A 13,110-nucleotide genomic window follows, 5' to 3' on the forward strand; every position below is an offset into this window, starting at 1 on the left:
AAGAGTCGCCATCTAGCAGAGGATTCACCATGTCCCTTAGCCGCCATCTCAGCCGTGCCCTCCTCGTTACCGGGGTCATGGCTGCCCCCTTTCCCGCCATGGCCGGCGGCTTCTATCTTCAGGAACAATCGCCGATCGAAACCGGCCGTGCGCTGTCCGGCGGCGCGGCGGCGGGCGATGATCCCTCGACCATCTATTTCAATCCGGCGGCGATGACCCAGTTGTCGGGCATCCAGACCTCGATCGGCGGCTCCGCGCTGATGGCGTCGGCGCACCAGACCAATCGCGGGTCGCGCCGCACCATTCCGGGCGTGCCCGTCACCACGCCGATCGCCGGCAATGACGGCGGCAATCCGTTCGAAAGCGTCATTCCCATCCCCAGCTTCTATGCCAGCGCGCAGGTCAGCGACCGGCTCTGGGTCGGCCTTGGCGTCAACGCGCCCTTCGGCCTGAAGCTGGAATATGATGACGGCTTCTTCGGCCGCTATGACTCGCTCTACACCAACCTCAAAACCTACAATATCCAGCCCTCTGCCGCCTATAAGCTGACCGACAATCTCTCGATCGGCGGCGGCGTCGACGTGCAATATGTGAAGGCGACGCTGACCAACGCACTGCCCCAGCTGTCGCCGCTCGTCACCACCGACGGCTTTGCCAGCCTGAAGGGTGACGACTGGTCGGTGGGCTGGAATGCCGGCCTCTTCTACACCACCGGCGACACCAATTGGGGCGTCCATTATCGTTCCGGCATCAGCCACAAGCTGGCCGGCACCCAGAGCGTGTCCGGTCTGGTCGGCCCGATCGCGGCCGGCAATGGCGACTTTGCCGCCACCGCGCCGCTTGACCTGCCCGACATCGTCACCGTGTCGATGATGCACAAGCTGACGCCACAGCTGCGCGCGATGGTCACGGGCAAATGGTATAACTGGTCGCGCTTCAAGGGCATCGCCGTCACCTCGGCCGCCGGCACGACCAACAAGGAACTGGATTACAAGGACAGCTATTCGGTCAGCGTCGGCGGCGAATATGATGTCAGCCCGGCCTTCACCGTGCGCGCCGGCACCATGTTCGACCGTTCGCCCACCAATCCGCAGCATCTGACCACCCGCGTCCCCGACGGCGACCGCGTCTGGCTGACCGGCGGCGCGACCTGGAACATGTCGGATAATTTCGCGCTGAACCTCAGCTACGCCCACACCTTCGTGGAAAAGGCGAACATCATTCGCCCGGACAGCTATTATCCCTCGCCCGCGACCGTCACCGCCACCACGCTGGCCCAGACCAGCGGCAATGCGGATCAGGTCGCAGCCTCTGCGACCTTGCGCTTCTGACGGCCTGATTTTCAGGGGACGCTTCTAACCGTCATCGAAAATCCCTATAGGGGCTCCGTAGCTTACGGAGCCCCTTTTTCATGTCCGACCATAATCCCGGCCTGCGCCCCTGGCGCGACATAGCGCGGCGCCAGTCGCGTCAGATCATGGTCGGCAACGTCCCCGTCGGCGGCAACGCCCCGGTCACGGTGCAGACCATGACCAACACGCTGACTCATGACGTAAAGGCGACGATCGACCAGATCCGCCGCTGCGAGGAAGCGGGCGTCGACATCATCCGTGTCTCCTGCCCCGACGAGGAATCGACTGCCGCGCTCAAGCAGATCGTCCGCGCCGTGCGCGTGCCCATCGTCGCCGACATTCACTTCCACTATAAGCGCGCGCTGGAAGCCGCCGATGCCGGCGCCGCCTGCCTGCGCATCAATCCCGGCAATATCGGGTCCGAAAAGCGGGTGAAGGAAGTGGTCGACGCGGCCAAGGCCAATGGTTGCTCGATCCGCATCGGCGTCAACGCCGGTTCCCTCGAAAAGGATCTGCTCGAAAAATATGGCGAGCCTTGCCCCGAAGCGCTGGTCGAATCCGCGCTCGACCATATCAGGCTGCTCCAGGATCAGGATTTCCACGAATATAAGGTCGCGGTGAAGGCCAGCGACGTCTTCCTCGCCGTCGCAGCCTATATGCAGCTGGCCGACGCGGTCGATTGCCCGCTGCACCTTGGCATTACCGAGGCCGGCGGCCTGATCGGCGGCACGGTGAAGAGCGCGATCGGTATCGGTAATTTGCTCTGGGCGGGCATCGGCGACACGATCCGCGTCTCCCTCTCCGCTGAACCGGAAGAGGAAGTGCGGGTCGGCTACGAGATTCTCAAATCGCTCGGCATCCGCACCCGCGGCGTGAAGGTCATCTCCTGCCCCAGCTGCGCGCGGCAGGGGTTCGACGTCATCCGCACCGTGCAGGCGCTGGAGGAACGGCTTCAGCATATCAACACGCCGCTCTCGCTTTCGGTGCTGGGCTGTGTCGTCAACGGTCCCGGCGAAGCCCGCGAAACCGACATTGGCCTGACCGGCGGCGGCAATGGCAAACATATGGTCTATCTGTCGGGCGTCACCGATCACACGATTCAGGACGCCGACATGGTCGACCATATCGTCCGGCTGGTCGAAGCCAAGGCCGCGGCGATCGAGGCGGAGAAACTGGAAGCGGAATCCACGGATGCCGGCAAGGTCGAAGCGGCGGAATAGGCTGCCGGGGAATAGGCAGCTGGACGGGGGCGATGGCACATAAGCAGGGCAGTTTTGCCATTCCCTTCCTCGTCTGCTGCGTGGGCGTTGCGCTGTTTTCCGTGATGGACGCGGCGATGAAGGGGCTGGGGCTGGCGATCGGCCTCTACAACGCCCTGTTCTGGCGCGCGCTGACCGGCAGCCTGCTCGGCCTTGCCCTGATGCTGCTGACCCGCCAACGCTGGCCGACGCGGGCCGTGCTGCGCATCCATTTGCTGCGCGGGACGGTCGTGGCCTTCATGGCCTTGCTCTTTTTCTGGGCGATCCTGCGCCTGCCACTGGCCGAAGCGATCGCCTTGTCCTTCATCGCGCCGCTGATCGCGCTCTACCTTGCCGCTTTGCTGCTTCACGAAAAGGTCGGGCGCCGTGCAATCGGTGCCTCGCTGCTGGGGCTGGTCGGGGTCGGCGTCATCCTGTCGGGCAAGTTGCAGGGCCGGTACGAGAGTAACGCGCTGCTGGGTGTGCTGGCGGTGCTTGGCTCGGCGGTTCTGTTTGCCTGGAACCTCATCATCCAGCGGCAACAGGCGCAGGTCGCGTCCCCGATCGAAGTCGCCTTCTTCCAGCATCTCGTCATGCTGGGCGTGTTCGCGATCGGTGCGCCATGGCTGGCAATCCTGCCGCCGCTCAAAGCGGTGCCGCTGGTCCTGCTCGCCGCCATTCTGGCCTTCACCTCGCTTGCAGCCCTCGCCTGGGCCTATGCGCGTAGCGAGGCGCAGCGGCTGATCCCAGTCGAATATACCGCCTTCGTCTGGGCCATGATCGTCGGCTGGCTGGCCTTTGGCGAACATGTGACGTTCAGCACGGTGGCTGGCGCCTTGCTCATCGTCGTCGCCTGCCTTATCGCCGCCCGCTCGAAACGGGCCGATCTGGCTCATGTGGAGGCAAGCGCAGCATGAGCATCATCATTCGCGAGGCAGTGGCCGACGATATCGGCACCATCCATGCCTTCATTCTGGCGCTGGCCGATTATGAACGGCTCGCTCATGAGGTGAAGGGCGATCGCGCCACGCTGGAACGGCATCTGTTCGGCCCGCGCCCCATGGCCGAAGTGCTGATCGCGGAGCATGAGGGCAGGGCTATCGGCTTTGCCCTCTTCTTCCACAATTTCTCGACCTTCGAGGCGCGGCCCGGCATCTATCTGGAGGATCTGTTCGTCCTGCCTGATGCGCGGGGGCTGGGCGCGGGCAAGGCGCTGCTGGCGCGCCTCGCCCGGCTGGCGATCACGCGGGATTGCGCCCGGCTGGAATGGTCGGTGCTCGACTGGAACGCACCCGCCATCGCCGTCTACCGCGCGATCGGGGCAAAGCCGATGGACGAATGGACGGTGCAGCGGCTCGACGGCGATGCGCTGGTCGCGCTGGCCGGGATCAGTGCTTCAGCCAATCCTCGGTCGTAACGAACAGCAGTCCGGCGGCAAAGGCGCCCAAGGCCAGGACGACGAAGGCGGGATAATAGGCAGCGATCATGGGACAGGTTCCTTTCGCGCTGCTTGTATCGCGCCGACTGACGGACCCGCGATACGGGATCATACGGATGGGGCCGGGACGAGCCGAAGGGCGCCACCCTTGACGGGGAGTCGCCCGAAGAGGCATTGTGCCGTTCTGGAACATTTGGGGGACAACGAAGAATATGGCCGTCGGCCGCACCGTGAAACGCTCGCCGGAATGGCGCGAAATGCTCAAGCGCAGCCTCATCCGCAGCGGCGCGCTGATCGGCGCGATCACGCTGATGCTGGCGACGCTGTTCCTCGCGCTGGCGTTGCTCAGCTATGCCCCCAGCGATCCGTCGATGAACACGGTCGCGGGTGACCATGTCGCCAATATCATGCAGGCGCCCGGTGCCTGGGCCGCCGATTTCCTGCTCTGGCTGCTGGGCGTGCCGGTCGCGCTGATCCTGCCGCTGATGGCCGTCACCGCCCGTCGCCTGTGGGGCGATCAGGACATGGCCGGGTGGAAGGCGCAGTTCGGCAAATGCCTGTTCGGCATCGTGCTGGTCGGCATCGCGCTGGCGCTGTTTCAGGATGCGCCGCTGGTCGGCCTGCCTGCCGGCTGGGGCGGGGTGATCGGTCTGGTCGTGGCCAAGGGCATCGCCAGCCTGACCGCGCAGGCGCCGGCTGCCGCGCCGTGGATCAAGGGCGTGCTGGTGGTCGTTTCGCTGATCGCCGGCCTGTTCGCCTGCTATCGCAGCCTCGCGCTGGAAAAGCCGATCATCGCGTTGCGTCGCCCCTCGCTGCCCAAACTCAACCTGCCGCGCCCGACTTTGGGCTTCGGCGGGGCTGCTGCTGTGGCGCAAGACGATGAGTATGACGACGAAGAACCGGCCGAGCGCGTCATCGCCCCGCGCAAGCAGGTGACGAACGAGCCGAAACCGCCCATCACCATCCAGTCGCCCAAGCCTGCCCCGGTGCAGCGTGCCATGGCGCCGGTCAGCCAGGACGATCTGTTCGGCCACTCTTCGCTGCCCTCGCCGGACCTGCTGAACCCGATCCCCGCCAATCAGGGTGGCAAGATCGACAAGGCCGCGCTGGAGCGCAACGCCCGCCTGCTCGAATCCGTGCTCGACGATTTCCATGTGAAGGGTAACATCACCGAAGTCCGCCCGGGGCCGGTCGTCACCATGTACGAACTGGAACCCGCGCCCGGCATCAAGGCCAGCCGCGTCATCGCGCTGGCCGACGATATCGCCCGCAACATGTCGGCGCTCTCGGCCCGCGTCGCGACGATTCCGGGCCGCACCGTCATCGGTATCGAACTGCCCAACGCAAATCGCGAAGGCGTGTCCTTCCGCGAACTCATCACCAGCGAACAGTTCATGCAGGAAGCGACCCTGCCGATCATTCTGGGCAAGAATATCTCGGGCGAACCGATCATCGCCGACCTCGCGCCCATGCCCCATTTGCTGATCGCGGGTACGACCGGATCGGGTAAATCGGTCGGCCTTAACGCGATGATCCTGTCGCTGCTCTACCGCATGACGCCGGACCAGCTGCGCCTCATCATGATCGATCCCAAGATGCTGGAACTGTCGACCTATGACGACATCCCGCATCTCCTCTCGCCGGTCGTGACCGAACCGGCCAAGGCGATCCGCGCGCTCAAATGGGCGGTGGAGCAGATGGAAGACCGCTATCGCATGATGGCGTCCATCTCGGTCCGCAACCTCGCAAACTATAATGAGAAGGTCCGCGCCGCCAAGGCGAAGGGCAAGCCGCTCGGTCGCCGGGTCCAGACCGGCTACGACCCCGAAACCGGCAAGCCCATTTATGAAGAGGAACAGCTGGATTTCCAGCCTCTGCCGCAGATCGTGGTGGTGGTGGACGAACTCGCCGACCTCATGATGACCGCCGGCAAGGAAGTCGAATTCCTGATCCAGCGCCTCGCGCAGAAGGCCCGTGCCGCTGGCATCCACCTGATCCTCGCGACCCAGCGCCCCTCGGTCGACGTCATCACCGGCGTCATCAAGGCGAACCTGCCGACCCGCATCAGCTTCTTCGTGACGAGCAAGATCGACAGCCGCACCATCCTGGGCGAACAGGGCGCCGAACAGCTGCTGGGCAAGGGCGACATGCTCTACATGCACGGCGGCAAGGGCCTGACCCGCGTCCATGGTCCCTTCGTCTCGGACGATGAGGTCCGCGTCGTCGCCGACCATTGGCGCGCGCAGGGCCAGCCCGACTATATTTCCGCCGTGACCGAGGAGCCGGAGGAGGGCAGCTTTGCCCTCGACGGCGTGGACCTTGGCGACGACAGCCCGGATGCCCAGCTGTTCCGCAAGGCCTGCCAGCTGGTGTTCGAGAACCAGAAGGCGTCGACCAGCTGGCTGCAACGGCAATTGCGCGTCGGCTACAACAGCGCCGCGCGCCTGATCGAACGGATGGAAGAGGAAGGGCTGGTCGGTCCCCCCAACCATGTCGGCCGCCGCGAAGTGCTGCGCGACGAGAACGGGAATCCGATCTGACATCCGCCGTAATGGATACGATTGCGCTTCACGCAATCGCACTGCTTTCCTTCGCATTTGCGGTCATGAACCGGTTCGAACATAGAGAGCAGGCCTTTCAGGCATCCTCTCCTAAAAACTTTCAGGGCTGATCGTCAGATCGGCCCTTTTTTTTGTCTTCGGAAAGGACTAGGGGTCTGCCTGCTGCTGCCGCGCCGATAACATAATTGGAGCGGTGCCGCCGGTCAGACCGGCAGGGCGAGGCGGGAGCATGGGGGATCGAGCTGTCCCGGCGCCACGCGGATGCTCTCCCCCATCACCTTCCCCAAATCTTGCTATTTCGGAACAGGCGGGTTCAGAACGGGTTCAAGCCGCATCGCCTAGCCCTCTCTCCCCAACAATCGGAGTTGAACGCCATGAAGCGCATCCTTGCGCCCCTCGCACTCGTCCTTGCCGCCACCGCGCCGCTGGTCGTCCCGACCACGCCCGTCGCCGCGCAGCAGGACCAGTCAGACCTTGCGCAGGTCAACGCCTATATTCGCGGCGTCACCACCCTGACCGCCGATTTCAGCCAGACCGACCGTAACGGCCAGACGCTGACCGGCAAGCTGACCCTGAAGCAGCCGGGCAAGATCCGTTTCCAATATCAGAAGGGCGTGCCGCTGCTGATCGTCAGCGATGGCAAGGCGCTGACGATGATCGATTATGAAGTGCGCCAGGTGCAGCGCTGGCCGATCGGCAATTCCCCGCTGGGCGCCTTGCTTGATCCGTCGAAGGATCTGTCCAAGTATGGCAAGCTGGTGCCGACCGGCGATCCGACGGTGCTGAGCGTCGAGGCGCGCGATCCCAAGCGGCCCGAATATGGCACCATCACCATGATCTTCAAACGCAATGCCTCCGCACCGGCGGGGCTTCAGCTTTATGGCTGGGTCATGCTCGATTCGCAGAATAACCGCACGGCTGTGCGCTTTTCCAATCAGGTTTATGGCGCGCCAGTCGCCGATTCTGCCTTCCGCTGGACCGACCCGCGGCCCAGGGGACGCTCGTCGGGCAGTTGACCCGAGTGCCCGGCAAGACGGCCGGAGTCATTGGGCATAATCTTGCCGGGCCGTTCATCTGACGCTCATATCCGGGGCGCTAATCAGAAACCAAGACGCGAGACCAAACCGGGATTTCCCCCCTGTTACCCGGTCCCCCCCTCGCGTCGCGAAGCGCTTCAAGGGCGCGATCGAGACCCCCGTTCCACGCCCCCGGAGCGGGGGTCTTACTTTGCCCGCTGCTTCGGTCTTCCGCTTGCGCAACGACGCCGGCAACCCTAGTTGCGAAACATGGCCGATACCCTTTCCATCTGTTCCTGGAACATCAACTCCGTCCGCGCGCGCATCGACATCGTCGAACAGCTGTTGCGGGAGGAAGCACCCGACATATTGTGCCTTCAGGAAACCAAGGTGGTGAACGACATCTTCCCCACCGACATGTTCAAACGGATGGGCTATGTCCATCAGGTGCTGAACGGCCAGCGCATGCACCATGGCGTCGCGATCATGAGCAAGGTGCCGGTGCATGAAGACGACCGGTTCGACTGGCAGGCCAATGGCGAAGCGCGCCATGTCGGCGTGCGGCTCGACAATGGGGTGCGGATCGAAAATGTCTATGTCCCGGCCGGCGGAGACATTCCCGACCGGGATGTGAATCCCAAATTCGGCCAGAAGCTCGATTTCATCGAACGGATGATCCAATGGTCGTCGGCGCTGGATGACAAGCCGACCATCCTGACCGGCGATTTCAACATCGCCCCGCTGGAAAGCGACGTGTGGAGCCACAAACAGCTTCTGAACGTGGTCAGTCACACGCCGATTGAATGCGAGATTCTCGCCCGCTTGCAGGCGTCGAACGACTGGGTCGATATCGGTCGTCATTTCCACCCCGCGCCCGCGCGCCTTTATACCTGGTGGAGCTATCGCGCGAAGGACTGGGCGGAATCGGATCGCGGCCGCCGCCTCGACCATATGTGGATGACGAAGGACGTAGCGGACAAGGCGGTCAGCCATCGTGTCGTCGAACCGGCGCGCAGCTGGATCAAGCCGTCCGACCATATCCCGATCATCACCGAGTTCGCCTTCTGATGAGCAGCACGGCCGGTCACGGGGCGAGCGGACGGGATGCCGCGCGGGCGATCGACGCGCTGCGCCGTGGCTGGGCGATCCGCCTGACCGCCCCTGACGGCGCGATCCGGCTGATGGCAATCGAGGGCGCGGACGCCGTGACGCTGGCGGATTTCGATCCCGCTGGCCGGGCGGATATCCTGATCTCCGCTGCCCGCGCCGAAACGCTCAAGCTCGCCAACCAGCTGGCCGCCGCCGATCCCGAAATGCCGGTGCTGGTCGATCGCACGCCCTGGATCGACGCGGATGTGGCGACCGCCATTGCCGATCCGGTGCTGGACCTCGCCTCGCCGCTCAAGGGGCCGTTTCGCGCCCGCCCGCTGCCCGCGCCGCAGGCGGCCAAGGCAGCGCTGCGCCTCGCGCGCCTTGCCGGCATCCTGCCCGCCTATTTCCTGCTGGAAGGCGGCGGCCCGGTCGAGGCAGAGGTCAGCGCGGACGCCATTGCCGCCTATGACGATGCCATCCACCTTGCCATCGCCACCCGCGCTCGCCTGCCGGTATCGGCCAGCGAGAGCGCCGAAATCATCGCTTTCCGCAGCCCGGACGAGCCGCGCGAGCATGTCGCGCTGATCGTTGGTAAGCGGGACAGCTCGCCGCCCGTCATCCGCCTGCACAGCGAATGCCTGACCGGCGACGTGCTGGGCAGCCTGAAATGCGATTGCGGGCCGCAATTGCATGAGGCGCTGCACCGGATCGCCGACGCGCCCTGGGGCATCTTGCTCTATCTGCGGCAGGAAGGGCGCGGCATCGGCCTCGTCAACAAATTGCGCGCCTATGCGATGCAGGATCAGGGGTTCGACACGGTCGATGCCAATGTCCGCCTCGGCTTTGCGGTCGATGCGCGCGATTTCTCGGTCGCGGCGCGGATGCTCGATCTGCTCGGCGTGGGGCAGGTGCGCCTGCTCACCAACAATCCCAACAAGGTCGTGGGGCTGGAAGCGGCAGGGATCAAGGTGGCGGAACGCCTGCCGATCATTCTCGCCGCCAATCCGCACAATGAACGCTATCTCGCCACCAAGCGCGACCGCACCGGTCATCAGCTATGACCTTGATGCGCGTCGAAAGCGGCGCGGGGCGCCTGACCTTCGGCGACCTGACCATGGCCTGTACCATCGGTCGCAGCGGGACATGCGCTGCCACCGACAAACGGGAAGGGGATGGCTGCACCCCACTCGGCACATGGCCCATCCGCGGCGTCCTGCTACGCCCCGGCAAGGTCGATGCGATCGGCATAAGCCTGCCCTGGCGCTGGATACGCGCCCATGACGGCTGGTCGGACGATGTAGCCGACCCGGCCTATAACCGTCCCGTCCGCCTGCCGCATCCCTTTTCGGCCGAAAGCCTGATCCGCAGCGACGACGCCTATGACGTCATCGTGGTGCTGGGTCATAATGACGCGCCGCCCGTGCCGGGGCAGGGCAGTGCCATTTTCTTCCATCTGTCCGAAGGTCGGCCGACGGCAGGCTGCGTCGCGGTGGACCGGGCCGACATGCTGCGTCTCCTACCGCTGCTGGCACCGGGCGACGTTATGGAGATTGTCGCTTAATTCCGTTCGCTTCGAGCGAAGTCGAGAAGTGGCCAGCGCATCGCATGCGTTTTTCGACTAGGCTCGAAACGAACGGATAGCTGTACTTAAGCCCGCTCCAGCGCCTCGCCAACTTCGCCGCCAGCGGCCTCCAGCAATCGCCGCTCCAGCGTATGCAACCGCGCCTTGCTCTCGATCTTCCCGCCCAAAAGGTCGGTGACATAGAAAGTATCGACCGCGCGCTCGCCATAGGTGGCGACATGGGCGCTATGCACCGTGACCTTCGACTGGAACAGCGCATTGGCCAGGCTGAACAGCAGCGCCGGCCGGTCGCGCGCATTGACCTCCACCACGGTGAACCGGTTCGACGCCTTGTTGTCGATCAGCACATTGGGCTCGATACGAAACGCCTCGGCGCGGGTGCGGGGCAGGGGGCGGGCGGCGAGCTTGGTAATCATCCGATGCCGGTTCGACAGCGAATCCTCGATCGCGCCGCGAATCCGCTTCAACTGGTCGTCGCTGTGGAAAGCCCCGCCCAGCGGATCCTGCACCAGGAAATTGTCGATCGCCACGCCATCGCGCGTCGTATGGATGCGCGCGTCGATGATGTTGCCGCCCGCCAGATGGATGGCGCCGGCAATGCGGTAGAAAAGGCCCGGATGGTCGGTGGCATAGACCGTCACCAGCGTCGCGCCGCGCTGCGGATAATATTGCGCCGCGATCGACAGCGGCGCGTCGCCCGCCGCCAGGATATGCTGCGCGTTGTGGACCAGTATGTCTTCCGGCTCGGCGATCCAGTAGCTTTCGGGCAGCCGCTTGCTGAACGCGGCGAACATGTCTTCGTCCATGCCCAGTGCCTCGCGCAGCGCCGCCTGCTTCATCGCCACCCGCTCGCTGCGACCCTTCTGCTTGTGGCCGAGGCGCAGCACTTCCTCCGCCGCGTCATACAGGTCGCCCAGCAGCTGCCGCTTCCAGCTGTTCCACACGCCCGGCCCCACGGCACGAATGTCCACCACGGTCAGGCACAGCAGCAGCCGCAACCGCTCCGGACTCTGCACCACGTCCACGAAATCGAGGATCGTCTTGTAATCGGCCAGGTCGCGCTTGAAGGCGGTAGCCGACATCAGCAGGTGATAGCGCACCAGCCAGGCGACCGTCTCCGTCTCCGCCGGGGTAAGGCCCAGGCGCGGGCAGAGATGCTCCGCCACCTCCGCACCCAGCAGGCTATGGTCGCCGCCGCGCCCCTTGGCGATATCGTGCAGCAGCACCGCGACATAGAGCACCCGGCGCGACAGGATTTTGCCCATCAGCTCGCTGGCCAGCGGGTGATCGGTCGTCAGGTCGCCCTTCTCGATCCGCGACAGCAGGCCGACCGCGCGGATGGTATGCTCGTCGACCGTATAATGATGATACATATCGAACTGCATCTGCGCGACGACGCGGCGGAAATCGGGCACGAACCGGCCGAAAACGGTGGATTCGTTCATCCAGCGCAGCACCGTCTCCGGGTCACGCGGGGATGTCAGCACCTCCATGAAGGCGGCGTTGGCGCGCGGGTCCTTGCGCACCTTGGCGGAAATCAGCGCTGCATCGCGGCTCGCTGACCGCATCGCGCTGGGGTGAATCTGCAATCCGTGGCGATCCGCCGCGGCAAATATTTCCAGCAACCGCACCGGGTCCGCCTGGAAGAAATCGTCGCTCGGCAAGGCGATCCGCCCGCGCTCCAGCACGAACCCGTCCAGCTTCTTGGGCCGGCGGAAGATGGACGGGATATAGCGCCGCCCCTTTTCCGCCATCTGGTCGTCCAGATGCGCCAGGAACACGGCGGTCAGATCGCCCACCGTCTTCGCGTTCAGGAAATAATAGCGCATGAAGCGCTCGACCCCGGACCGTCCCGCACGCCCGGTAAAATGCATCCGCGTCGCGGTTTCGAGCTGGAGGTCGAAGGTCAGCCGATCCTCGGCCCGGCCGGTGATGGTGTGCAGGTGGCATCGCACCGCCCACAGGAAATCCTCGGCCTTCTGAAACTGGCGCAGTTCCGCTTCGGTCAGCAGGCCGACATCGACCAGATCGGCGACCGACCGCACCCGGTTCACATATTTGCCGATCCAGAAGAGCGTATGCAGATCGCGCAGCCCGCCCTTGCCTTCCTTGACGTTCGGCTCGACGACATAGCGGCTGTCGCCCATCCGCTTGTGCCGCTCGTCGCGCTCTTCCAGTTTCTCGGTCACGAAGGCGCGGGCATTGCCCTGCATCACCTCGGCGTCGAAGCGGGCCGATGTTTCTTCGTACAGCGCCCGGTCGCCCCAGACATAGCGCGCCTCCAGCAGGGCGGTGCGCACGGTAAGGTCGCTCTTGGCCATCCGCATCGTCTCATCGACCGAACGGCTGCTATGGCCGACCTTCAGCCCCAGATCCCACAGCGAATAGAGCATGGATTCGATCACCTGCTCGGTCCAGCCGGTCGGCTTCCATGGCGTGATGAATCCGATATCGACGTCGCTGTGCGGCGCCATCTCGCCCCGGCCATAACCACCCACGGCGATCAGCGCGATCCGCTCGCCGGTGCTGCGATTGCCCGCCGGATACAGATGATGCGTGGTCGCATCGTAGAGCAGGCGCAATATCTGGTCGATCAGGAAGGCAAAGGCCGTCACCGATTCCCGTCCGCGCGTCGGCTTGGCCTCCAGCCGCCGGGCGACTTCGGCCCGGCCCTCGTCCAGCGCCGCCTTCAATGCCTTCACGATGGCGCCGCGCAGGCGCATCGCATCGCCCCGATGCTCCTGCGCCAAAGCGTTGATCGTGTCGGAAATGGCGCGCCGGTCGATGATCGCACGCCGCGATCCCAGCGCTGGATACTGTATGCCCATGGT

The 13,110-nt window shown here is 64.6% G+C and carries 10 protein-coding genes; 9 read left to right on the forward strand and 1 reads right to left on the reverse strand.

The window, feature by feature from the left end; genetic code table 11:
• Window positions 1-29: 29 nt before the first annotated feature.
• From ACNHGR_RS14060 to ACNHGR_RS14100, 9 genes are all read left to right on the forward strand, one after another.
• Window positions 30-1,331, forward strand: a complete 1,302-nt coding sequence (locus ACNHGR_RS14060; protein ID WP_475286877.1) for an OmpP1/FadL family transporter — start codon at window positions 30-32, stop codon at window positions 1,329-1,331.
• Between the two features lie 80 nt (window positions 1,332-1,411).
• Window positions 1,412-2,572, forward strand: a complete 1,161-nt coding sequence (ispG, locus tag ACNHGR_RS14065) for a flavodoxin-dependent (E)-4-hydroxy-3-methylbut-2-enyl-diphosphate synthase (protein ID WP_475286879.1) — start codon at window positions 1,412-1,414, stop codon at window positions 2,570-2,572.
• A 32-nt stretch (window positions 2,573-2,604) separates the two neighbouring features.
• Window positions 2,605-3,507: a DMT family transporter gene (locus tag ACNHGR_RS14070; RefSeq protein ID WP_475286881.1), complete on the forward strand. Its 903-nt coding sequence runs from the start codon at window positions 2,605-2,607 to the stop codon at window positions 3,505-3,507.
• Window positions 3,504-4,007 (forward strand): N-acetyltransferase family protein, encoded by a 504-nt coding sequence (locus tag ACNHGR_RS14075; RefSeq protein WP_475286883.1) that lies wholly within the window; start codon window positions 3,504-3,506, stop codon window positions 4,005-4,007. The genes ACNHGR_RS14070 and ACNHGR_RS14075 overlap by 4 nt, the downstream gene beginning before the upstream one ends.
• Window positions 4,008-4,240: 233 nt before the next feature.
• A complete protein-coding gene (locus tag ACNHGR_RS14080) occupies window positions 4,241-6,568 on the forward strand; it encodes an FtsK/SpoIIIE family DNA translocase (RefSeq protein ID WP_475286885.1) in 2,328 nt (775 codons plus the stop codon).
• Window positions 6,569-6,963: 395 nt separating this feature from the next.
• Entirely contained in the window at window positions 6,964-7,605 is a 642-nt protein-coding gene (locus ACNHGR_RS14085; RefSeq protein ID WP_475286887.1) for a LolA family protein, read from the forward strand.
• Between the two features lie 270 nt (window positions 7,606-7,875).
• The gene (gene xth, locus ACNHGR_RS14090; protein WP_184268558.1) at window positions 7,876-8,673 is read left to right on the forward strand and encodes an exodeoxyribonuclease III; all 798 of its coding nucleotides are present in this window, start codon (window positions 7,876-7,878) and stop codon (window positions 8,671-8,673) included.
• The gene (gene ribA / locus ACNHGR_RS14095) at window positions 8,673-9,758 is read left to right on the forward strand and encodes a GTP cyclohydrolase II (RefSeq protein WP_475286888.1); all 1,086 of its coding nucleotides are present in this window, start codon (window positions 8,673-8,675) and stop codon (window positions 9,756-9,758) included. The genes xth and ribA overlap by 1 nt, the downstream gene beginning before the upstream one ends.
• On the forward strand, window positions 9,755-10,258 hold the full coding sequence (locus ACNHGR_RS14100) for a L,D-transpeptidase family protein (RefSeq protein WP_475286890.1): 504 nt from the start codon (window positions 9,755-9,757) through the stop codon (window positions 10,256-10,258). The genes ribA and ACNHGR_RS14100 overlap by 4 nt, the downstream gene beginning before the upstream one ends.
• 86 nt (window positions 10,259-10,344) lie before the next feature.
• Here the strand turns inward: ACNHGR_RS14100 and ACNHGR_RS14105 are convergent, their stop codons facing one another.
• The gene (locus ACNHGR_RS14105; RefSeq protein ID WP_475286892.1) at window positions 10,345-13,107 is read right to left on the reverse strand and encodes a [protein-PII] uridylyltransferase; all 2,763 of its coding nucleotides are present in this window, start codon (window positions 13,105-13,107) and stop codon (window positions 10,345-10,347) included.
• Between the last annotated feature and the right edge of the window lie 3 nt (window positions 13,108-13,110).

The organism is Sphingobium sp. RS1, from assembly GCF_056156825.1.

Coding starts and splice junctions, on each gene's coding strand:
- ACNHGR_RS14060 (WP_475286877.1), top strand. CDS start 30: ATGTCCCTTAGCCGCCATCTCAGCCGTGCCCTCCTCGTTACCGGGGTC.
- ispG (WP_475286879.1), top strand. CDS start 1,412: ATGTCCGACCATAATCCCGGCCTGCGCCCCTGGCGCGACATAGCGCGG.
- ACNHGR_RS14070 (WP_475286881.1), top strand. CDS start 2,605: ATGGCACATAAGCAGGGCAGTTTTGCCATTCCCTTCCTCGTCTGCTGC.
- ACNHGR_RS14075 (WP_475286883.1), top strand. CDS start 3,504: ATGAGCATCATCATTCGCGAGGCAGTGGCCGACGATATCGGCACCATC.
- ACNHGR_RS14080 (WP_475286885.1), top strand. CDS start 4,241: ATGGCCGTCGGCCGCACCGTGAAACGCTCGCCGGAATGGCGCGAAATG.
- ACNHGR_RS14085 (WP_475286887.1), top strand. CDS start 6,964: ATGAAGCGCATCCTTGCGCCCCTCGCACTCGTCCTTGCCGCCACCGCG.
- xth (WP_184268558.1), top strand. CDS start 7,876: ATGGCCGATACCCTTTCCATCTGTTCCTGGAACATCAACTCCGTCCGC.
- ribA (WP_475286888.1), top strand. CDS start 8,673: ATGAGCAGCACGGCCGGTCACGGGGCGAGCGGACGGGATGCCGCGCGG.
- ACNHGR_RS14100 (WP_475286890.1), top strand. CDS start 9,755: ATGACCTTGATGCGCGTCGAAAGCGGCGCGGGGCGCCTGACCTTCGGC.
- ACNHGR_RS14105 (WP_475286892.1), bottom strand. CDS start 13,107: ATGGGCATACAGTATCCAGCGCTGGGATCGCGGCGTGCGATCATCGAC.